Source organism: Bacillus sp. A015, assembly GCF_053851875.1.
In genome coordinates, this window is record NZ_JBSPZB010000026.1 from 1 (window position 1) to 20,234 (window position 20,234).

Here is a 20,234-nt window from a genome sequence, read left to right on the forward strand (position 1 = left end):
CACTCTTGTCCCCATAGAAAAAAACACCTCCACGTCTTATTTCGGATAACAACGATCCGTTTTCAAACTTGAAGGTGTTTTTTATTTGTCTCACTTTATGGGGTCAGTCCCGTTTTGAATGGTAAACCTTTTGAATGGTAAGGATGAAGTCTATTTTGTTCAAACGATGAAGTCTACAGATACAGAAGGTTCTTTTGTTGCTTTCCAGACGGAGGGTTCTCACACGAAAGAACAAGACACATTGGACGAAAGCACAAAGTCGGGTCGAATTGTTGGTTATGGTACAAAGAGTGAAAGTATTGAGCTTACTTTCTACGCTGCGGATGATGATCCGGGGCAAAAAGCCATTGAAGCAGCTTTTGACAACGAAGAAGCTGTTCAAGTATGGAAAGTGAATCTTAACTTAAATAAAAATGGAAAACATGATTCTGAATATGGTCATGCTATCATTGAAAACCTAGAGAAAAGCGCGCCGCAAGATGGCTTCATTGAGGTATCAACCACCCTTCCAATTCTAGGGAAGACATTTAAAGACGAATTAGATGCGCTTGATCCTGCTTTTATTGCTAAAATTCGTTCTACAGCTGGGGCTGATAGCTTCAAACAGTTCGGCGAGCTTAATAAGAAAGTTGAGACACCCTAAGGAGCCCCAAAATCTATCGTTTACAGCCACGTCTGACAGCATAACAGTTACGTGGGATGCGGTAGAAGGGGCGACTTCATATAACGTATACAGAGGCGCAGATAAGCGTCTGGACAAAAACGTCACTGACACAAGTTATGTGGCATCAGGGATGAATCCTGATACGAAACTGACCATTAATGTGACAGCAGTTAACGAAGCTGGCGAGTCTCCAATGAGTGAAATCGTCACACAGACAGAACCGGCTTCAACAGGAGAATAACACTTGAAGGGCCTCTATTATCTGGAGGCTCTTTTCTATTAAACAAAACAAATCGGGGGTTTTTATAAATGGCTACTTTAATAATTGGATCAAAAGAATATACAGCAAGATGTGACTTTGCGTTTGATCGTGCGGCAAACGAGAAATACACGACAAAAGAAGAAGACAAAGCAGGCGGCACGCTGAACATTTACATGGGTTTGCTCAATGAAGACGCTTTGATGTTATCAGCGTTTTGGGATTGTGGTCTATCTCACCTTAAAGGTAGTAAACCGTCAGCAGAGCAAATTGAAGATGCAATCATGAAAATCATTGACGAAGACACTAAAGGTGATGCTACTGATCGTCTAATTAAAGAAGCATTCCAAACGCTTGAGAATGCAGGTTTTTTCAAAGGCAAGATCCGTCAGCAATGGACCATGCTGGAGAAAATGACGAAAGAGAAGAAAGCGGCACCGAACGAGACACCAGAAATGGCGGCGAAACGGATCGAGGAACAGGAACAGGCGAAGGAATACATGGAAATGCTCAAGCAAGCCCGCAAAGAGCGGATGGGATCGACTACCTCCAAGTAATTGAAGATGCAGCTCGTTGGATGGGTGTCTATGACAACGATCTAATCATGTCATGGACTCCAAACGAGTATAAACGCAAGCTCAAGGCGGCAAAGCTGCGTGAGATTGATGACCTGGAGCGAATGACAATAAATGCTGTGTTTCATCGGTACGCGCTCAATGCCAAGTCAGTCAAACCATCAAAAATGTTTGATGCACAAAAAGCAAGAGCTGATCTTGAACGTGATGTCACAGGAAACCAATTTAAAAATCAAGTGGATGGCAAACGTTTGAATGATCTTAATATCGAATTAAGAAATATGCTTAAAAAAACAAAAGAAGAGGGGTGAGGGTTTGATCGAAAAATTAACGGCGGTTGTCGAGGCGCAAACACGTAAATTCAAAAAGCAAATGGACAAAGTGAACGATATGATGCGCCGTATGCGTGATCATCACACTGTCGAAGTAGATGCTGAAATCGCTGATTTCCAAAGGCGTGTACGTGAGGCAGAACAGCAGATGGATAGTTTCTTGCGCCGACATGAACGCAACCGAGTGGACCTAGATGCCGATGCAGATCCTTTAACTAGGGCTGTTCGTATGGCTCGTCAAAAATTGCGTGAGATTCCTCAACGAATTAATACTTATTTTACGGGTGATAACAATCCATTAACTAGTTCAATAGCTCGTGCTAAAGCGGGGCTGAGGTCAATCGCTCAACGAGTGACAACCGTCATTGCCGGAAATCCTACTCCTTTAGGACGAGCTGTAATTGTAGCTCGAACGGCATTATCTTCTATTTCTCAAAGGGTAACGTCAATCATTGCAGGGAATGCCAGCCCGCTTGTTTCAACGGTTGCCGTTGTTCGTACCGCTCTTGCTTCGATTACTTCCAGAGTAACAACTGTGCTAGCAGCAAGTGAGGGGCCGATTCTTTTTGGAGTTAGTGCAGGAATTGCGGCTTTAGCAAGTATACCAAATAGAGTCAAAACAGTAATAAACGGAAGTGCAGCGGCATTGATAAGATCGGTAACTGTTGCAAGAGCAGCGTTAGCGACTATACCGAGAGAAATTTGGGTTAAGATTGAAGGTCGACTCGATAACTTCGAAAACGCTATGAACCGATTAGCGAAAATCACAAATTCAATTTCAACGGTATTTGGGAATGCTATACGTGGTGGATTATTAGCTTTATTACCTGCCATCGCTCCTGCTTTAGCTGGTGCTGTCGGTGTTCTTGGTTCGCTTGGCCCTATGATCGGATCTGCTACAGGTGGATTAATGGGTCTTGTTAGTGCTTTTTCTTCTGCTGGAACAGGTGCAGTGGCGTTTGGTGCTTTAGCTGTTACATCTATTGGGAATGTGATAAAAACGGGCCAAGATCTAGACAAACTTCAAGCCAAGCTAGATGATGCTACAAGCGCGAAAGAGCGCGCTAAAATCATGGAGAAAATAAAAGTTTTGCAAGAGTCGCTAGGGAAAGAGGAGAAGAAAGCCCTTGCCACTTTAGAAGATTTTAAAGATAACTGGCAGGACATTGCAAAGATCACACAAAAACCTATCTTGAAATCGTTCACGAACTCGCTCACAACGTTTAAAAAGGTTCTGAATAGTTTAAGACCTATGTTTATGAGTGTCGCAAATGGAGCGGTTACATTATCAAAAAACATGGATAATGCTTTTAAAGCTCCTGACCTGAAAAATTTTATTAAATGGATGAATAACAATGCTGGTCAAGCATTTGTGACGTTTGGAAATATCGCAGGGAATGTCATGAGAACAGTCATGAACCTTATTGTGGCTTTTGGTCCTTTAGGGAATGACATGGCCGCAAGCATGGAAAAGGCAACAGCTTCATGGGCTAAATGGGCGGCAGGACTAAGCTCATCACAAAGATTCCAAGATTTCATAGCGTACACAAGAGAAAACGGTCCGAAAATCTTAAAAGTCATCACCAACTTTTCTGGTGCATTGCGCCGTTTATTTGCAGCATTTGGTCCAATGTCAGCAGACATGCTTACTTCTTTAGTTGATATGACAGCTAGATTCAGAGAATGGGCCGGTACCGTTCAACATACAGAAGGATTTAAAAACTTCATCGCATACATCAAGGATACTGGTCCGACGGTGTGGAGTACGCTTGGTGAAATCTCGAAGACAATCATCAACCTACTTATTGGTATGGCACCATTAGGTAAAACAATTTTAGAATCAGTTAACGGATTCTTAAAATTCACTAATACCACCATGCAGGCCAACCCTATCATCGGACAATTAATAGCTGGTTTTATTTCAACAATTGGTGTAGTACGAGCTTTAACACCGATGATTGTTTCTTTCTCTACATTGTTTTTGAAGTGGCAAGACATTGTTTCAATAGCAACCAAAGTCGGTTCTGCTATCAAAATGATAGGCACAGTATTCGGTGTTGTCTCTAGGGTGTTTATGGCAAATCCTATATTGTTAGCAATCGCGGCCATTGGAACAGCTGTATTTCTTGTCATTAAATATTGGGAGCCTATTTCAAAATTCTTTATTGACTTGTGGAACAAGATTACTAGCTTTACGCAAAATGCTTGGAACGGAATTTTGAATTTTCTTAAAGGTTTATGGAGCGGTATCAAGAAAGTTGCTTCAAGTGTTTGGGGTGGTATCAAAGGCTTTATAATCGGTGTCTGGAACGGCATCAAGAAGGCGGCCACAACCATATGGAACGGGATTAAAGCGTATTTCACGACAGTGTTTAAGATATATAAAACCATTTTCACAACAGTTTGGAACACAATCAAAAAGGTTGTCACAGCTGTTTGGAATGGCTTGAAAAATACTGCTTCCTCAGTTTGGAACGGAATCAAATCCTTCTTTTCGACTGTATTAGGTGGTATTAAAAACTTCTTTGTGAACAACTGGAACAAAATCAAGAGTACGACAACTACTGTTTTCAACACAGTAAAGACGTTTATCGGCAATGTGTGGAATAAAATTAAAACGACAGTTGGAAACGTTGTTGGCGGTATATGGAAGACTGTTTCCGGCAAGTTCAACGATATAAAAAACTCTGTCAGTAACAAGATGAATGATGTTAGAAGCAAGATTAAGAGTATTTGGGATAAGGTCATGGCTTTCTTTAAAGGAATTGACTTATTCAAAATAGGGAAAGACATTATTCGAGGTTTGATAAGGGGTATAGGTGGCGTTGCTGGCGATCTATACAAAAAAGCATCTGATATTGTAGGTAACGTCAAAAATACCTTTACCAAACTATTTAACATTCATTCCCCTTCACGTTGGATGCGTGATGAAATCGGATATAACTTGGGTGCTGGTATGGCTGTAGGTCTTGATAGATCAACAAATACAGTTGTTTCTTCTGCTAAGAAGACAACGCAAGCAGCGCAGAAAGCTTCACAGGCAGAAATGAAGAAAGCTCAAAAGCAAGCGGCAGCATTGAAAAAAAAACAAGCTGCTGCGGCACGTAAAGCGAATGCGAGAAGAAAAACAGGCGTTGATAACAAGATCAGAGCTGTAGAAACCAAGTTTGATACGGGAAAAATCAGTTCTAAAACCTTCATCAAACAGCTTAATGCGATTAAGAAACAAAACAAGCTAACATCCACGCAAAATGCGAAGATTCAGCGGGAAATATACAATGCTCAGAAAAAATCGCAATCACAGCAAAAGAAAAAGGCACTTGAGGCGCAGCGTAAAAAGGCAAAAGCACAGCTTGCTTATCAAAAGAAAGTCTCTCAAAAGATCGCTAATGTAGAAGTTAAATATGACACTAAGAAGATAAGCGGTCAGACATACATGAAGCAGCTTGAAAAGATCAAAAAGAAAGAAAAACTGACTGCTGTGCAGCGTAATAAGGTACAGAAAGAAATTTATGCAACTAGAACCAAACTTCAGAAAGAAGCGCAGAAGAAAAAAGATGACGAGAGAAAAGCAGCCGAGAAGCTTAATAGAGGTCTTCTATCCGTCAATAACAGCTATTTGTCCAAGTTTAAGAGCATTAATGACAAATTGACCGATAACATCAAGAAGGCAAATGAAGAGTATAAGAACGCTCTTAAAGAACGTACTGATTCTTATTACAATGCTATGGGGCTATTTGATAGTGTAACCATAGAAAAAGTAAGTGGTTCTAAACTGTTAAATAACCTGCAAGCACAAATTGATAGAATGAAAGGTTTCCAGTCCGATCTATCAAAACTAACAGGAAGCGCACCAAAAGAATTTGTTGATGAATTGAAACAAATGGGTGTGGGATCAGCGGATCAAATAAAAGCTATTGCTTCCATGTCTGCTCCAGAGCTAGATAAATATATCTCTCTATGGAAACAAAAGCACAGCATGGCAAGTGAACAAGCAACAAAAGAGCTTGCCGGACTCAAAAATGAAACAACAAAGAAAATTGCTGAATTGAGAAATGCGGCAAATTCAGAACTGAATAAATTGAAAAATGATTACATGAATAAAATTATTCAATTGACTGTTAATGTTAAGCAGCTGGGATCGCTTAAAAAGAGCGGGAAAGCTATTGGATATAACACAATGGCTATCAACAACTTGTCCCCAATGAATGGAAGATCACTTTTAACGGAACTGACATATCACAATATTTCTACCTTAAAGAGACACCAAGCGGCAGAGGTGTTGTAGGTCGAGAAGTGAAAATAGACACGATAGGGAACCGCGCAGGCGGTTTTCTTCGTGGTACTAGATTACCTGTTAGGGTTATAACCCTAGAAGTGCTATTTGCCTTTTCCACTGAAAAAGAATTGAAGAAAAAACAGGAGGAATTGAACTATATTCTGCATACGGATGATGAAAAGCCGCTTGTTTTTTTCGATGAACCAGACAGGACATATAACGCCATATTTGAGAGTTTGACAGAGGGTGAGACAAAGGGAGGCTTACAACATGCCACACTAACTTTCCTTTGTTCTGATCCAAAAAAATACGGATTAGCGGCGATTTATGAATTCGAGAGCGGCTTGAGGACTTTTACGAATCCAAGTTTAGCCACAATCGAACCAAAGATTGAATGTGTATTTACGGCAGCAGCTACTTCATATGAGGTGTCTCTTCTAAACTCAGATAATAGTGTGAAGAAAACTATTAAAATTGTTTATAATTTCATCGCTGGTGACACGCTTGTGATTGATATTGCTAAACGAAAAATAATGAACAATGGAAAAGCTATCATGAATGGCCTGCAAATCCAATCTGAGTTTTTTGATTTTCCTGCTCAAAAGCCAGTCAAGCTAAGATTTAGCCATAAAAGTAGTATCAAATTCAATGAAGCCTATTTATAGAATGAGAAAGGGGGTCCGTCATGGCTGAGATATTCATTTTATCGCCAGAAGATGAACTTTTGGCTGTTCTGTCCAGTGACGGACAGGATTCGTGTAATTTTTGGGATGCTAAATACAAAGAAGAACTCAACTTGGGTTCTTCTTTTTCTTTTATTGCGGATGCTTCCCATCCTGATGCAAAGTATCTGTTTGAAGAAAATCAAGTCGTGTTCCGAGATAAGGACGGCGAATTGAGGGCGTTTGTTATAAAAGAGCTTGATGATACGGATGACGGTGCTGAGATTAACACGCTCGTAACATGCGAAGCAGCAATGATGGAATTGGCTGAAACAATCATTAAAGAGAAGCGGCCAAAAGATAAAACGGCGCAGTATGTTCTTGATCAAGTATTTGAAAGAACCCGATGGACCGCAGAAGTGACCGCCGAGCTAGGAATAAACTCGACATCATTCTATAAAATGACTGCTCTTGAATGTTTAAGCGATGTTTTGAACAAATGGGGCGGCGAGTTTAAAGACGTGGTGGAGTTTGACGGGAATACCATCACTAAACGCACAATTAAGGTCTTGTCGCGCAGAGGAAAAGACAGCGGCAAGCGTTTTGAAATTGATAAGGACACTGAAAGTATCAGACGTACTGTGATCAGCTATCCGAAAACTGCTTTGTATGGTTATGGTGCTTCGTTGCAGAATACTGACGATGACGGAGAAGAAACGGGTGGTTATTCTCGTTTCATTGATTTTTCAGAAGTGGAATGGAAAAAGTCAAATGGTGATCCAGTAGACAAGCCGAAGGGTCAAGAGTGGGTAGGAGATCCTACTCTATTACAAAAATACGGACGCTTGAAAAACGGGGCATTGATCCATAGAGAAGGCATTTTCAGTGATGAAGATATAGAAGATGAAGAAGAGCTGTTGAAAGCAACTTACAATCATTTAATTACTGTCGCTTCAAAAACAGAAGTCAATTATGAATTATCGGTTAAGCTACTTGAAGGCGTTGAGGGGTATGAGCACGAGCATGTCGATCTTGGAGATACAACCATCGCTATTGACCGTAATTTTGCTATTCCGATTGAAACATCACAGCGCATTATCTCAATGGAATATGACATCACCGATCCTGAAAATACGTGTGTCGTTGAGATAGGCCAGTTCTTGTCAGCCTTACAGGGCGATGATCGAGTAAAGCAGCTGCAAAAGATAATTGATAGTAATCGTGGCACCTGGGAAAGAAAGCCGGAAGCGGGCAACGTGACAGACGGCAGTTTTCCAGATACGAAGCCGCCCCGTCCATCAAATATCAAGGCAGAAGGTTTGTTCAAGACGGTATCCCTTACTTGGGATTACAACCCTAGTTCATACATTGCAGCATACGAAGTGTATGCATCGCAAAATAAAGATTTACGCCAACAGCCGCGCAGCTTATTTTTCGCGGTAAAACAGGAGGCTGGCATCACCAAGACGGCGTTGACGTTGATCAAGTATGGTATTACCGTTTTAGAACAATAAATACGCATGGAACGGCCAGTGATTGGTCAGGTGAATATGAGGCCAAGACGGTAAGAGTTCTTAATGACGATATTATGTTTGGTGCTGTCACAGCAGATAAATTGGCATCGCTCTCGGTCACAGCTGAAAAGCTGTATACAGACATTGAGAATTCAAATATACTACCGGGTTCTCTCCTGCGATCAAGTGATTTAACAGCGGTGAATAATGGTCTTCTTTTCTTCAAGGAAAATGAAAGGTCTAATATTGTTACTGTGATGAGAAACTCAACTTTCAATGCTGTAGGGATTATAACGGGTCAAAGAAAGGCATTGAAATTAACAAACGGAAAACAATATATCTTGTCTTTCGAAGCAAAAAGAGGTTTGATGGATAATTTCAATTATGTTTACGCAAGAAGAAATACAACTGCTACTAGTACGGAAAGTGTGCTGATTCCATCACCATACACGGACATAACCAATTATCCAGAAGAAGAATTTGTGAGATATGATATTCCTTTCGAATTTACTGGTAAAACAAATTCCGACTACTACATTGTAATAGCTGGTTTAGGTGGAAAGGTACCTGCCCTAACAGTAAATGGGGTTCAACGTGGTGGAGCGGTAAGAGATATAAAATTCGTAAAAAACAAGTATCATGCAGGGGCAAATAATCCGGGGGAAATTCAGGTCATCTTCGGTGATAATGCTTCTTTTACAACACCCGATGGTACCATATACAAATTTCCAAAGGGAAACTCGGAGATCAGCACAAGTTTAGAAGGTACTGGCGCAAATTCTACTGAAACCAATGCCTATTTAATGTTTACTGGATCAGATAATTCAAGATTTACAAGTGGTGTCACTGTACAAACATATGATTTCAGGGTGGTAAGATATAACGGTTCACAATGGCAATACAACAATAATTCCACTTGGGTTGATTTTACGCCAAATTCACAAGATACCATTATAGGCAGTGTTGCAAGATCAGCAACAACTGTGGAAGGTATTGAAACTTTAGATGTCACATCTGTTTCATTTGATATACGCAATGTTCAGTTGCGATCAGGCAATGAAATAAAAGAATGGTCTGCCAGCCCTTACGATGTAATGCTTACTGAAAAATCCGTCACAGCACTTCATGTAAATGATGCTGCAATTGGAACGGCAGCCATTCAAAATGCTGCAATCCAAAAAGCACATTTAGGCACAGCGATAATTGACACGGCGCATATCACAGATGGAGCCATCACAAATGCTAAAATAGCCAATCTTTCTGCGGATAAAATTACAGCTGGAACGATTAAAGGGATCACAATAGAAGGCTCCCTTATAAGAGGGGCGCGAATTGAACCTATTTCAGGTTCAACTGCATTTGAATCTTTTATTGAAGCCGATCAAATTTATCAATTTAGAAAAACTATATATGATATAACTGTAAAAAGATATGAAAAACTTACAATCAAATCTGGCTTAATTTCTCAAGAATATGGTAATAGAATTGGTGAGAATGAAACACAAGAACCGATTAGTACCGTTGATATAAAAAGAGGCGGAATCAATTTATTTGCAGCAGCGAACCCTAGAAATGAAAACATTTCACATAAGTTAAGGATAGAGACTAATCCGGGGGTTCCTAATGATTTCGGCGTGGGCAGTAGTGGTACTCATATGATCTTCTCACAAAATGATGAAGTGGTCTTCAAGGTTAGTGTTGAATTAAATCGTGGAGAACCAAGTTTTGCATTTAATGGATTAAAAACGGGGCATGTGGCTTCATTAAAATCTTATAGTGTTCGTACACAAAAAGATGCTTCACTTTCAGCAAATGAGGATATAAGTTTATTTGCAGAGGGATACCTTTGGCTGAATGGCCGAATAAGAACTGATATATTCGGTGACAAAGGAATCAATATATCTGCTTCAAATGGTCGCGTTTCAATAGAAGGGAAGGGTGAAAAAGATGCTGGAATTTATATGGATGGAGGGGGATGGAACGGATCATTATTTCTTGGAAGAGATAATACAGGAAAGCGTGTATGGTCAGAAGATATATACTTTAGGTTATACACCCAACCTGCGAACGTGTATATTACTCAATACGGAACTTTGGGCCGTGTTGTTTCATCAAAAAAATACAAATTAAACATTGAAGAATATCCTGATGACAAGCTGCAAAATATTTTGAAATTGAGACCGAAAACATGGTTTGATAAACAAGTTGCGGAATCATATGCAGAAATACTTGAGTCAAACAGTTCAGATGATGGTGATAGACCTTATCTTGAAAGAGTGCCGGGTTTAATAGCCGAGGATCTTTACGAAGCGGGATTGAAGGAATATCTATTCTGGAGTGATCCAGACGAAAACGGAGAGAGACAAATCGAAGGCGTTATGTATGACCGTTTGTACGCCTTATTAATTCCAATAGTTAAGGAATTGAAAGATAAGGTCTATGTCTTAGAAAATCAAATAAAAGAAATGGGGAATTGAGATGGAACAAAAACAACAACTTACAGAAAAAGAAGAGTTGTTTTTTTATAAAGCAATGGCTTTATCGGAGCAGTTAACAAAAGCGCATTTAGAACTTGCGGAAGCAAGGGCGCAATTTACAGTTTGCGACAATGAAAACAAGCTGCTGAAAGAGGAATTACTTAAATTAAAACAAGACGATTCAAACCACGCTGAATAGGCGTTTTTATTTTGCTTAAAAGGAGGAAATACAGTGGAGTATTTTTATAAAGGTTTGATTTCCGTTATCGGAGGTATAGTCGGATTTCTTTTTGGAGGGTGGAGCGTTCTTTTGACGATTTTATCTGTACTTGTGATTATTGATTATGCAAGCGGGTTAGCTGCGGCGGCGGTTCAGGGAGAGGTGAAAAGCCGAACGGGATTGATCGGCATTACTCGAAAAGTTTTTATTTTCGTGATGGTTACTGTCGCCCATATGGTTGATTTACTTCTTATTGAAAATGGCATTGAAATGGGATTTTTCGTCATGACAGTAACAATTGTTTTTTATTGTATAAATGAACTGATTTCCATCACTGAAAATGCAGGGAAAATTGGCGTACCTGTCGCAGATCCGATTACAAAAGCTATTGAGATTTTGAAACAAGAAAATAAAACAAAATGAGGTTGCCACTCGGCAGCCTTTTCTATATCAAAATAGATTAAAAGGAGACGATGAAAGTGGTAAAAATCATTCGAGATTATATTCCAAAAAGCAATAGGAATCGTCCAGGAAACTACATGAATCCGCTATATATTACGGTTCACAATACCGCTAATACTAAAAAGGGAGCAGATGCAGCTAATCACGCTAGTTTTGTTAAGCGATCTAGTACAGGGGTAAGCTGGCACTTTACGGTGGATGAAAATTGCATCTATCAGCATTTACCGTTAAACGAAAACGGCTGGCACGCAGGGGATGGCAGAGGAACCGGCAATATGAAATCAATTGGGATTGAGATTTGTGAAAATGCTGACGGTAATTTTGAAAAGGCGGTTGAAAATGCTCAATGGCTAATTCGTCAGCTAATGACAGAGCAAGGGATTCCACTGTCTAACGTTGTTCCGCATAAGAGATGGAGCGGGAAAGAATGCCCTCGCAGGCTGCTCAATCGTTGGGACAACTTCAAAGCCGGGATCGCCGTTGCTCACACAAGTAAAAAGCCGTCTGTTAAACCAACAAAAGCAGCGCCATCCAAAACAGCAGTTTCCAAGCCTGTGAAAAAGTCATACAACTTGCCAACAGGCATTTTAAAAGTAACCAAGCCATTAACGAAAGGGGCAGGCGTAAAAGCCGTACAGGAAGCGTTAGCCGCTCTTTTCTTCTATCCTGAAAAGGGAGCGAAAAACAATGGAATTGACGGTTATTACGGACCAAAAACAGCGGATGCAGTCAAACGATTCCAATTGATGCATGGTCTTACGGCAGACGGCATTTATGGGCCAAAGACAAAAGTGAAACTTGAAAGTCTAATTAATAAATAAAACAATAAAAAGCCCCCACAGCTTGTGGGAGCTTCCTTTTATCAATCATAAGTTCTGATGTAACCTTTAGCGGTATAATCTGACCCTGTAGTGTTAACGTATAATCTGTATTTCTTCCCTTTTTCCATATAATAGTTAGTGGTATCTTGACTTACACCACTGCCCAACCAGAGCCAGCCAAAGTCTGGTTCATTTACTGTGGGACGATGCCATGTGCCATTATAATAAACTTCTACGAATGCATAAGCTTGTGATCCTGCTGTTCCTTGTAGGGTAATTCTTCCGTATTGACCTTGTCCATCCACTGGACTTGTGTAGGCGTTATCCCAACCACCAACTGTAACAGATTCAAATGTGCTTGCAGCCGATGCAGAGTTAATAAACACCAACGACATAACAAAAGTAAGTATCAACGCAATAAGCTTTTTCATATAATACCCTCCCTATTTATGTTGCAGTTAAATAATAGCATATATGGTTATACTTTGTACCTAAAAATACAGAATGTTCAAATATTTTTAGTTTAACTATAGACTTAAGTCTATAGTTATAGTATAATAAATATAGGAGGTGAGGAAATGCTAGACAACATGATAAAAGTCCTTCAAATCATCTTTTACGTTGCATCTATAGCGTGGATTGCCCAACAATCACACGACGCAAACAAAGATAATAAGAAGGACTAACACTGGGGAAGCGAGTTAATCGCTCGCTTCTCAATATAATTATAACCAGTCTAGCATATAATATGAACCAAAAACAATTGATCTTCTTTATGATCCTCTTGAGCGCGGCTTCAATTGTAACGCGTTCAATATGGACAAATACTTTCACAACTGTAATCATGGCCGCTTTAATACTTGCAACGCTTTTTGTAATCATCAAAGATGTAGTAAGGAGCAGATAACATGGAATATCATTTGAAGAACCGGCAGCAGGTTGAGGACTTTATTCAAAATGAGGTCCTCACCTCGACAGAAGCGCAGGAGATTTTAGAAGTAAACAAGCAGCGCATGAGTAAATTGCATACAGATGGTCGAGTAAGCACGATAAAAAAAGTGGGGAAAACTGTTCTATTCTTAAAGTCAGATATTGAGCAGTTAAAAAAAGAATTGGAAGAAGGAAGAAAGAAATATCGGCCATTTGAATAAATTCAGTGGGTCTTACTATTGCCAACTATATAAAAAAGAAGTTTAATGATTTCCTTACGTTTTATAGGGCATTCTAAAGGGAATATCAATTATGGATCGTTTTTCTTTAAGGCATCTTTTAATTTTTGAGATCAAAGTGTTTACAAATATTTCTTGAGAAATTATGCTAATTAGAGTAATATTCATTTAAGGTCAAAGAAAAAAATAAAAGGTGCTATGTTATAAGATGAGTAGTCGGAACGTTGTAGGTTACCATGGAACATTTGAAGAGCATTTAGACAGTATATTATCTGATGGATTTAAGCCTGAAAAACGGAAAAATCATTGGTTAGGGCAGGGGACATATTTTTATACAGATAAGAAACTTGCTCATTGGTGGATTAGTAAAAATTCACAAACAGATCCATTAAAACAAAAGATAAAGAGCAATCCAGTTATAATTAAAGCAAATATCGAAGAAAAAGCAGATAAATTTTTAGATTTAGACTCACCAGAAGGTGTAGATTATTTTTACGAATGTATTAAAAACTATTCTTCCGCTATAAAAAAGCTTTATTTAACTGATAATGAAGATATTAATCGTTGCGCAATAATTGATTTCTTGACAAGAGTTTATAAATGGAATGTAATAATAATGACATTCGAAAAAAACACTCACAAACCATCGTACGGAAAAATTGATACAATAGCTTTCGATTCCAAAGTGATCCCATTAAATGTTCATTATAAAGAGACTCAAGTTTGTATAAAAGACGAAAAATGTATTAAATCCAAAGAAATTGAATATCCTACAAAAGAGTATAGTTACCCTAAAAAGATTCGGTTTGATTATGCTAATAATTAGGGAGTGATTAATTATGAATAAGGATGTAAATTCAATTATTAAAGAAGTAGCAGAACTGTATGGTTTAACTTATGATGAGAACAAAACAGAACATGCGATTTTAAGTTCGGACGGCAGTGTGAAGACTATTGACGATGCAGAATTTTTCAAGGCTATTGGATTACCCAAACGAATTGAAACTAAATGGGCTTCTGTACCAGGACATAATAGGTTGCGATGGTCTAATTACAAACCAATAAATTATGTTCTTAGTGAAGAGAGCAATGAATATAAGGTTAAAAATGAGAAGGTAGTTGCATAACAAGAGGTGTAATGAAAATGCAAGGTATTATAACATTTCATGGTTTTAAATTAGATATGATGAGTTATGAAAGAAGCGATCAATATGATGGACAAGACAATATGGAATTGTCACCTGATTTCATGCTTTATCGCATTGAAAATGATTTGGACTCTTCTTTTTTTAATATAGTACTAGGAGTAAGAATAGGTGGGGAAGACAGTGATCTGCCATTTAATGCTGAAGCTGTAGTCAGGGGATACTTTAGCTTTAATAGTGAAGAAAGCCTAGATTACAATATAGATGATTTGCAAAAATTCACACTTGTTAATGGTAGTTCAATTTTATTCCCATACTTAAGATCTATTCTTACGGATATCACTAGCAAGAGCAATCATAATCCTGTGATTCTCCCTACAATTAATTTTACTAAGTTTATAGAGGAAAGAGATTTAGAAGAAATGATTTTAAGTAGTGAATATTATGAAGAAATGGAAGAAGCCCACAGTAGGTGAGGCTTCTTTTTATTTAAACCGCCATTCTCTTTTCTCTTTATCCCATGTGAGCTCTTTTCGAGATATTAGATTTTTAACGGCTTTTCTTATAGATGCTTCATCTTTACCCGTTTTCCTTTTCAGATCCTCCATTGTGGGGTTATTGCGTAAACGGCTCATATTATAAATGATTCGATAAATTTTCCTTTCGAGATCAGTCATTAAATCACCTCAAAAGCATTTTATCAGAATGTTTGTTCGGTGTCTAAAAGTGATGTATAATTAGAGTATACGGTTTACCCGCGGAAACGGGATTATAAAAATTCGTATATCTCAATGATTAACTTCTTCTTAATATTACTCACACCCGGCCGTCCTTATGGATGGCTTTTTTGGTCACTAATTTGGTCACAAGAAATGAAATTAAATGTGAATATTGATAAAAAGACGAAATAACTTAACAATTGAAATAACGAGATAAAAGGCGAAATGAATAGGAACGAATGTTCGTGTTTACGTACGGTACATGGGTGGAATGATGTAAACACCCTCGAAAACCCCTTGAAATATAGGGGTTTTTGTTATGTCTTTTTTTCATTGGTCACTTACGACGAATTTGAATTCTAATAAATGATGGAAAAAATATAAGAACAAATGAAATCGAAACTTTCACCGCTTTTCATTCGTTAAATTAAGAGATAGTTATTTCGTTGAATTGTTTCCAATCATAATAGAAATGCAATTTCTAAAGAGAAAAGCGGTGATCATATGGGCTTGACGACTTGGATGGCGATTATTTTAGTGCTAGTCATCGTGATTGGATTGTTTGGATCAAAAAAGCGGGAGAAATAAGATTGAAAACCATTTCCGGATAGGAAGTGGTTTTTTGTTGCAAGTACAACATTAATCAACTATACTAATCTTAATAATTTGTTGTAAATGCAATAAAAAGGAGTCGTGATAAATGAGAGAGATTTTGCGGGAGATTGGCGTCATTGCTCGGGCGCTTGATTCGATTAGTAATATTGAATTTAAAGAGTACGATTTAACGAAGGGGCAGTATTTGTATCTTGTGCGTATTTGTGAGGAGCCGGGCATCATTCAGGAAAAGCTGGCGGAAATGATCAAGGTGGATCGAACAACGGCTGCCCGTGCTATCAAAAAACTAGAGCTGCATGGTTTTATTAAGAAGAAAGATGATCCAGTGAATAAAAAAATCAAAAAGCTTTTTCCAACCGATAAAGGGGAAGCTGTTTATCCAATGATTAAACGAGAACATGATTATTCGAATCAAGTAGCGCTGGATGGGTTTTCTGAAGAGGAAGCGGAACAGATTTATGAGTATCTTCTAAGGGTGAGAAAAAATATCGAAAAAGATTGGGATTATGTGAAAAAAGGGAAAAAGAGAAGCTACTAATTAATAAGGAGAGATGACTTCATGACCGTCACTTTCATTCGGTGTAAAGAACAGCATATAAAAGAGCTGCAAAAAGTCGGAATCGACACGTTTAAAGAGACCTTTCAGGATCAAAACAAAGCTGAACATATCGATGCTTACGTAAAGAAAGCCTTTCATCCGAATGAACTATTAAAAGAATTACATCATCCCTCTTCACAGTTCTATTTTGTTCAAGTGAATGGGGAAGTTGCTGGTTATTTGAAGGTCAATATGGACGAGGCGCAGTCAGAGGAGATGGGAAGTAAAGCGTTAGAGATTGAAAGAATTTATATCAAGCAATCCTTTCAAAAGCAAGGATTAGGACGATTTTTAATCAATCAAGCCTTTGAGATCGCAAAGAAATATGATAAACGTGATGTTTGGCTTGGGGTGTGGGAGCACAACAGAGCGGCCATCGCATTTTATCAAAAGCTTGGGTTTGTTCAAACAGGGGTGCACGCATTCCATATGGGAGACGAAGAGCAAATGGATCTCATTATGACCAAAACGTTGAGCTGATCCAAAAGGGGGAAGGGAACATGCATATTCCATCATTTTTTCAAGTGAAAGATATGGAGGAAGTAAAAGCATTTATTCAATCACATTCATTTGCTACAGTTGTGACGACAATGGATGGAAAACCCATTGCGACACATATTCCAGTGAGTTTTCATCAAATTGAAAATTCGCATTTGATCTCAGGGCATATGGCGATTGGGAATCCTCAGTGGAAAACGTTTGAAGAAAATGAGAAGGTGCTCGTGATTTTTCAAGGGCCGCATGCTTACATATCATCTTCATGGTATGAAAAAGAAGCCGTGCCGACGTGGAATTATCAAGCTGTGCATGTATATGGAAAGGCTGAGCTGCTAGAAAAGGCGGAACTGGTAAAGGAATTAACAAAGATGCTGGAGACTTACGAAAGCCATAGGGAACAGCCAGTGTTATGGCATACGTTGTCTAATGAACTGTTAGAGAAACAAATGAAAGGCATTGTGGGCTTCAAAATCATCATTGATGAAGTTCAGGCTGCTTTTAAGCTTAGCCAGAATCGCCATGAAAGAGATTATGCTCACATCATTGAACAGCTGGAAGCAGAGGGTGAAGTGGAATTGGCTGATGCGATGAAAAAGAGATTAGAGGATGTATGAGAAAAGCACTCTTATGAGCAAGAGTGCTTTTGTTGTACCGAGCTATCTGAGGGTGCCATGGCTCATATCTATAGCCTGTCACTTTTTCTTTTCCTTACGTATAGCGGATGAAAAAGCTAAATTATTGAGCATGTTTGGTATGCCAATTGAAGCTGAACGTCAATTGCTGAATCTCTTTTTTGTTTAAAATTACATAAAAAAATCCACTATTTCCATAAAAAATCAGATGAATTCCTTATAATAAAGGTATCTGAGAACGGGGAGTGAGTCGAGATGGGCCAAAACGTGCTGCAAATGAATCAAGAAAGATCAGAGGATGAATTAGCGGTTCTTAATATTTCTTCTAAAGATATTGGTGCGCTATCAAAAGAAACAGCGGAGCGGATTTTGCAAACGAAGGATACGGATGAAATTCATCAACTGATGTATGTACCGATTGAAAGGAAAGCAGATTTGAATTGGTTGATTCAAAGTGTTGGACAGGCGTTAGACGATGAGGCGGAAGATGACGTTGCACTTGAATTCGCTGATTTGCTCTATTTCTTTGTCATTCCGTTTTATGGGGAGTATATTTTGAGAGATCATCATTTGTATGAGTGTATAGATGATTTGTTGGTAAGATTAGCATCAAGGGCTCACTCGGATATCGACACACTGATCGATATGATGAGAGAAGATTTGAATGGGATGAACAATAAAAGAAGCTTGTAGAGCGGCCCTCTACAAGCTTTTTTTATGTCAACATTATTCAGCAGGAACTGTTTTGACAGGCTCTTTTCTAAACACACCCATACAGCCTGCGATAATGATTAATACAGCTGGAAGGATAAAGAACATAGAAATAGAAATGATTCCACCTACAGCAGATACTAATAATAAAATCCCGCCAAGCTTTGCTTTTTTCTTCACGATAACAGAAGCAACAATAGCAAGAATAGAGAAAAGCATTGCAGCCCAGCCTAATCCTGTAATTTCACTAGTGCCTGTTTCGCTAAATGCCGCATCGATTCCCCCGAAAGCAAGTGCGAACATTGCGCCGAAAAATCCAAAAATTCCTCCAATTAAGCCTAGAACAAATTCCGTCGTTCTTTTCATGGTACGTTCCTCCGATATGTAATTAAGAATTATTGGTACTTAAGAACCAACACAATCTTACTCATCGGCATTCTTTTCATGATGTTAATAGTTTTGTTAAAAAAAACAAGAAAATCCATAAAGGATTTCCTTGTCCAGTTACTGGGCTCTTTCCCAGGTGATTTTTGTTTCATTTGTTGTTTTCTTTCCTTTTGCGAGCACCTTGCCGCTTTCTTGTTTCACGGTGATATGCAGGTCATAAAAGGAGTAGAGGGCGCCAAGGCTGTCATTTTCCGGTTTATGCAGGTTGTTTTCTTTTTCAGTCGCTGCCCCAATGGCTAGCGTTTTGGCAAAGTTTAAACCGATGACTTCAGCGTAATCACTATTTGTATCAGAGGAAGCTGTCACGTTTAAAGAAATGACTTTTTTCTTTTGATCAACGGTGATCGCTGTGTCTTTCACGAGCTTTGACTGCTCCATCACCTCTTTCGTTTCATTTTGAATTCGTTCATTGATCGTTGGAAGTGCCTTAGATTCTGTTTTTTGTTCTTTTGTCGTATTCGAGCAAGCTGCTAGAATGAAGAGACTTGCAACTAGACTCATGAAAACAAGTAGACTTTTTTTCACGTTCGTTCTCCTTTTTTCTTCGAAGTATGTATGCTTATGTTACCACGAATCCTTGTTTTAATTAAAAGAGAAGTGTTGATAAGCTGTGAACAATAAAAAGCACCCAAGCTGAGCGCTTTTTTCTTATTGTGCTGAAAGGCTTGTACTAAGTGGAATAGAAGAATGTACCGTGAATTTAGGAGACGGCGCACCTGATTCTAGATTTTTACGCAACAGCGATGATTTGATGGTGCCATCCCATTTTTTATAGACGCTTCCTGATGTATCCGCACGAAGCTGTACATTCGAGAAGCTTGCTTGCGAGTAGCTGTTTGTCCCATTATCCTGAACGCCGTGTACCATTTTGACAACATCAAGGTTTTTCAGACGGCTAGGGTTGAAAACAGGCTGCTTGTAGCGCAATTTCCCATTGACATATAGTGACACCGTGCCATCACCATTGTTGATGAGCTTTAAGTTGACACGTGCGCCATCCTTAATGCTCTTATCGTGTTCACTGTTCCAGTATTGACTGCCGCCTTGTGAGCCGCTGCCAAGAAAGACCTTATAGCCAGAAGACGTTTTTGAAATACCGCTCTCTACAACGGCAGAGCCGAGACCAAGGTACCAGTCCGCATAGCCATTTTTAATGGTAGCTGTTTTCGGCAGCACAATATCAGCAGAGATACCTGACCATTTCGCCTCATCCGTTTGTGTCACAATCGCGCCGTGACGAGGACCTGCTGCTGAGGCAGGTAGACTTGATAGCATCAAAACGAAGGCCAAACTCACACTCAAAGCGATGAACCACTTTTTCATAAAAATTCCTCCTTAAATTTGATTCACTTTTATTATATAAAATGAAAGAGAGGGGCTGCTTACATTGTTCTGGCTGATTTTGGTATTTTTTATGAACAAAATCGGTCATAAA

Annotated in this window: 22 protein-coding genes and 1 pseudogene; 18 read left to right on the forward strand and 5 right to left on the reverse strand. The window is 38.9% G+C overall.

The annotated features are described in order from the left end of the window. Positions 1–118: 118 nt before the first annotated feature. The 10 genes and pseudogenes from ACSLGF_RS17065 (at position 119) to ACSLGF_RS17110 (ending at position 12,265) form a co-directional block, all read left to right on the forward strand. Positions 119–643 (forward strand): phage major tail protein, TP901-1 family, encoded by a 525-nt coding sequence (locus ACSLGF_RS17065; RefSeq protein WP_230031735.1) that lies wholly within the window; start codon positions 119–121, stop codon positions 641–643. Then, complete coding sequence (locus ACSLGF_RS17070; RefSeq protein ID WP_456007378.1) at positions 630–905, forward strand: fibronectin type III domain-containing protein; 276 nt, start codon at positions 630–632, stop codon at positions 903–905. The genes ACSLGF_RS17065 and ACSLGF_RS17070 overlap by 14 nt, the downstream gene beginning before the upstream one ends. A 68-nt stretch (positions 906–973) precedes the next feature. Beyond that, the gene (locus ACSLGF_RS17075) at positions 974–1,480 is read left to right on the forward strand and encodes a tail assembly chaperone (RefSeq protein ID WP_456007380.1); all 507 of its coding nucleotides are present in this window, start codon (positions 974–976) and stop codon (positions 1,478–1,480) included. A 20-nt stretch (positions 1,481–1,500) separates the two neighbouring features. Next, positions 1,501–1,809: a hypothetical protein gene (locus ACSLGF_RS17080; protein ID WP_456007382.1), complete on the forward strand. Its 309-nt coding sequence runs from the start codon at positions 1,501–1,503 to the stop codon at positions 1,807–1,809. Between the two features lie 4 nt (positions 1,810–1,813). Next, positions 1,814–6,118: a phage tail protein gene (locus tag ACSLGF_RS17085; RefSeq protein ID WP_456007384.1), complete on the forward strand. Its 4,305-nt coding sequence runs from the start codon at positions 1,814–1,816 to the stop codon at positions 6,116–6,118. Next, the gene (locus tag ACSLGF_RS17090) at positions 6,067–6,774 is read left to right on the forward strand and encodes a distal tail protein Dit (RefSeq protein WP_456007445.1); all 708 of its coding nucleotides are present in this window, start codon (positions 6,067–6,069) and stop codon (positions 6,772–6,774) included. The genes ACSLGF_RS17085 and ACSLGF_RS17090 overlap by 52 nt, the downstream gene beginning before the upstream one ends. A gap of 20 nt (positions 6,775–6,794) precedes the next feature. Then, positions 6,795–8,471 (forward strand): annotated as a pseudogene (locus tag ACSLGF_RS17095) (phage tail spike protein); the annotation flags it as partial. 2,292 nt (positions 8,472–10,763) lie between these two features. Beyond that, positions 10,764–10,961 (forward strand): hypothetical protein, encoded by a 198-nt coding sequence (locus ACSLGF_RS17100; protein ID WP_456007386.1) that lies wholly within the window; start codon positions 10,764–10,766, stop codon positions 10,959–10,961. Between the two features lie 33 nt (positions 10,962–10,994). Beyond that, positions 10,995–11,405 (forward strand): phage holin family protein, encoded by a 411-nt coding sequence (locus tag ACSLGF_RS17105; RefSeq protein WP_456007388.1) that lies wholly within the window; start codon positions 10,995–10,997, stop codon positions 11,403–11,405. A 56-nt stretch (positions 11,406–11,461) separates the two neighbouring features. Continuing rightward, entirely contained in the window at positions 11,462–12,265 is an 804-nt protein-coding gene (locus ACSLGF_RS17110) for a peptidoglycan recognition protein family protein (RefSeq protein ID WP_456007390.1), read from the forward strand. 41 nt (positions 12,266–12,306) lie between these two features. On the opposite strand, the gene ACSLGF_RS17115 is transcribed toward ACSLGF_RS17110, so the two are convergent. After that, the gene (locus tag ACSLGF_RS17115) at positions 12,307–12,696 is read right to left on the reverse strand and encodes a hypothetical protein (RefSeq protein WP_251191561.1); all 390 of its coding nucleotides are present in this window, start codon (positions 12,694–12,696) and stop codon (positions 12,307–12,309) included. A gap of 477 nt (positions 12,697–13,173) precedes the next feature. Here ACSLGF_RS17115 and ACSLGF_RS17120 point away from each other — a divergent pair, with 477 nt between their 5' ends. The 4 genes from ACSLGF_RS17120 (at position 13,174) to ACSLGF_RS17135 (ending at position 15,055) form a co-directional block, all read left to right on the forward strand. Then, positions 13,174–13,416 (forward strand): DNA-binding protein, encoded by a 243-nt coding sequence (locus ACSLGF_RS17120; RefSeq protein ID WP_456007392.1) that lies wholly within the window; start codon positions 13,174–13,176, stop codon positions 13,414–13,416. Positions 13,417–13,642: 226 nt separating this feature from the next. Then, positions 13,643–14,260 (forward strand): hypothetical protein, encoded by a 618-nt coding sequence (locus tag ACSLGF_RS17125; RefSeq protein ID WP_456007394.1) that lies wholly within the window; start codon positions 13,643–13,645, stop codon positions 14,258–14,260. 13 nt (positions 14,261–14,273) lie between these two features. Then, a complete protein-coding gene (locus tag ACSLGF_RS17130; protein WP_099663596.1) occupies positions 14,274–14,561 on the forward strand; it encodes a hypothetical protein in 288 nt (95 codons plus the stop codon). 17 nt (positions 14,562–14,578) lie between these two features. After that, positions 14,579–15,055, forward strand: coding sequence for a protein-export chaperone SecB (locus ACSLGF_RS17135; RefSeq protein ID WP_268452788.1), 477 nt, complete (start codon positions 14,579–14,581; stop codon positions 15,053–15,055). Between the two features lie 9 nt (positions 15,056–15,064). Here the strand turns inward: ACSLGF_RS17135 and ACSLGF_RS17140 are convergent, their stop codons facing one another. Then, positions 15,065–15,256, reverse strand: a complete 192-nt coding sequence (locus ACSLGF_RS17140) for a hypothetical protein (RefSeq protein WP_456007396.1) — start codon at positions 15,254–15,256, stop codon at positions 15,065–15,067. Between the two features lie 742 nt (positions 15,257–15,998). On the opposite strand from ACSLGF_RS17140, the gene ACSLGF_RS17145 reads away from it, so the two are divergent. The 4 genes from ACSLGF_RS17145 (at position 15,999) to ACSLGF_RS17160 (ending at position 18,334) form a co-directional block, all read left to right on the forward strand. After that, positions 15,999–16,451: a MarR family winged helix-turn-helix transcriptional regulator gene (locus ACSLGF_RS17145; protein WP_456007398.1), complete on the forward strand. Its 453-nt coding sequence runs from the start codon at positions 15,999–16,001 to the stop codon at positions 16,449–16,451. 21 nt (positions 16,452–16,472) lie between these two features. Further along, positions 16,473–16,991 (forward strand): GNAT family N-acetyltransferase, encoded by a 519-nt coding sequence (locus tag ACSLGF_RS17150; RefSeq protein WP_456007400.1) that lies wholly within the window; start codon positions 16,473–16,475, stop codon positions 16,989–16,991. A gap of 20 nt (positions 16,992–17,011) precedes the next feature. Then, positions 17,012–17,623, forward strand: a complete 612-nt coding sequence (locus ACSLGF_RS17155; RefSeq protein ID WP_456007402.1) for an FMN-binding negative transcriptional regulator — start codon at positions 17,012–17,014, stop codon at positions 17,621–17,623. Between the two features lie 273 nt (positions 17,624–17,896). After that, positions 17,897–18,334 carry a hypothetical protein gene (locus ACSLGF_RS17160; protein WP_456007404.1) on the forward strand — a complete coding sequence of 146 codons (438 nt, stop codon included), beginning with the start codon at positions 17,897–17,899 and terminating at the stop codon, positions 18,332–18,334. A gap of 33 nt (positions 18,335–18,367) precedes the next feature. On the opposite strand, the gene ACSLGF_RS17165 is transcribed toward ACSLGF_RS17160, so the two are convergent. The 3 genes from ACSLGF_RS17165 to ACSLGF_RS17175 all read right to left on the reverse strand — a co-directional run bounded on the left by ACSLGF_RS17165 (position 18,368) and on the right by ACSLGF_RS17175 (position 20,122). Beyond that, the gene (locus tag ACSLGF_RS17165; RefSeq protein WP_099679731.1) at positions 18,368–18,718 is read right to left on the reverse strand and encodes a DUF4064 domain-containing protein; all 351 of its coding nucleotides are present in this window, start codon (positions 18,716–18,718) and stop codon (positions 18,368–18,370) included. A 138-nt stretch (positions 18,719–18,856) separates the two neighbouring features. After that, entirely contained in the window at positions 18,857–19,324 is a 468-nt protein-coding gene (locus ACSLGF_RS17170) for a hypothetical protein (protein WP_456007406.1), read from the reverse strand. A 123-nt stretch (positions 19,325–19,447) separates the two neighbouring features. Next, positions 19,448–20,122 carry a hypothetical protein gene (locus ACSLGF_RS17175; protein WP_456007408.1) on the reverse strand — a complete coding sequence of 225 codons (675 nt, stop codon included), beginning with the start codon at positions 20,120–20,122 and terminating at the stop codon, positions 19,448–19,450. Positions 20,123–20,234 lie beyond the last annotated feature (112 nt).

Coding starts and splice junctions, on each gene's coding strand:
- ACSLGF_RS17065 (WP_230031735.1), top strand. CDS start 119: ATGGTAAACCTTTTGAATGGTAAGGATGAAGTCTATTTTGTTCAAACG.
- ACSLGF_RS17075 (WP_456007380.1), top strand. CDS start 974: ATGGCTACTTTAATAATTGGATCAAAAGAATATACAGCAAGATGTGAC.
- ACSLGF_RS17080 (WP_456007382.1), top strand. CDS start 1,501: ATGGGTGTCTATGACAACGATCTAATCATGTCATGGACTCCAAACGAG.
- ACSLGF_RS17100 (WP_456007386.1), top strand. CDS start 10,764: ATGGAACAAAAACAACAACTTACAGAAAAAGAAGAGTTGTTTTTTTAT.
- ACSLGF_RS17115 (WP_251191561.1), bottom strand. CDS start 12,696: ATGAAAAAGCTTATTGCGTTGATACTTACTTTTGTTATGTCGTTGGTG.
- ACSLGF_RS17120 (WP_456007392.1), top strand. CDS start 13,174: ATGGAATATCATTTGAAGAACCGGCAGCAGGTTGAGGACTTTATTCAA.
- ACSLGF_RS17125 (WP_456007394.1), top strand. CDS start 13,643: ATGAGTAGTCGGAACGTTGTAGGTTACCATGGAACATTTGAAGAGCAT.
- ACSLGF_RS17130 (WP_099663596.1), top strand. CDS start 14,274: ATGAATAAGGATGTAAATTCAATTATTAAAGAAGTAGCAGAACTGTAT.
- ACSLGF_RS17135 (WP_268452788.1), top strand. CDS start 14,579: ATGCAAGGTATTATAACATTTCATGGTTTTAAATTAGATATGATGAGT.
- ACSLGF_RS17140 (WP_456007396.1), bottom strand. CDS start 15,256: ATGACTGATCTCGAAAGGAAAATTTATCGAATCATTTATAATATGAGC.
- ACSLGF_RS17145 (WP_456007398.1), top strand. CDS start 15,999: ATGAGAGAGATTTTGCGGGAGATTGGCGTCATTGCTCGGGCGCTTGAT.
- ACSLGF_RS17150 (WP_456007400.1), top strand. CDS start 16,473: ATGACCGTCACTTTCATTCGGTGTAAAGAACAGCATATAAAAGAGCTG.
- ACSLGF_RS17155 (WP_456007402.1), top strand. CDS start 17,012: ATGCATATTCCATCATTTTTTCAAGTGAAAGATATGGAGGAAGTAAAA.
- ACSLGF_RS17160 (WP_456007404.1), top strand. CDS start 17,897: ATGGGCCAAAACGTGCTGCAAATGAATCAAGAAAGATCAGAGGATGAA.
- ACSLGF_RS17165 (WP_099679731.1), bottom strand. CDS start 18,718: ATGAAAAGAACGACGGAATTTGTTCTAGGCTTAATTGGAGGAATTTTT.
- ACSLGF_RS17175 (WP_456007408.1), bottom strand. CDS start 20,122: ATGAAAAAGTGGTTCATCGCTTTGAGTGTGAGTTTGGCCTTCGTTTTG.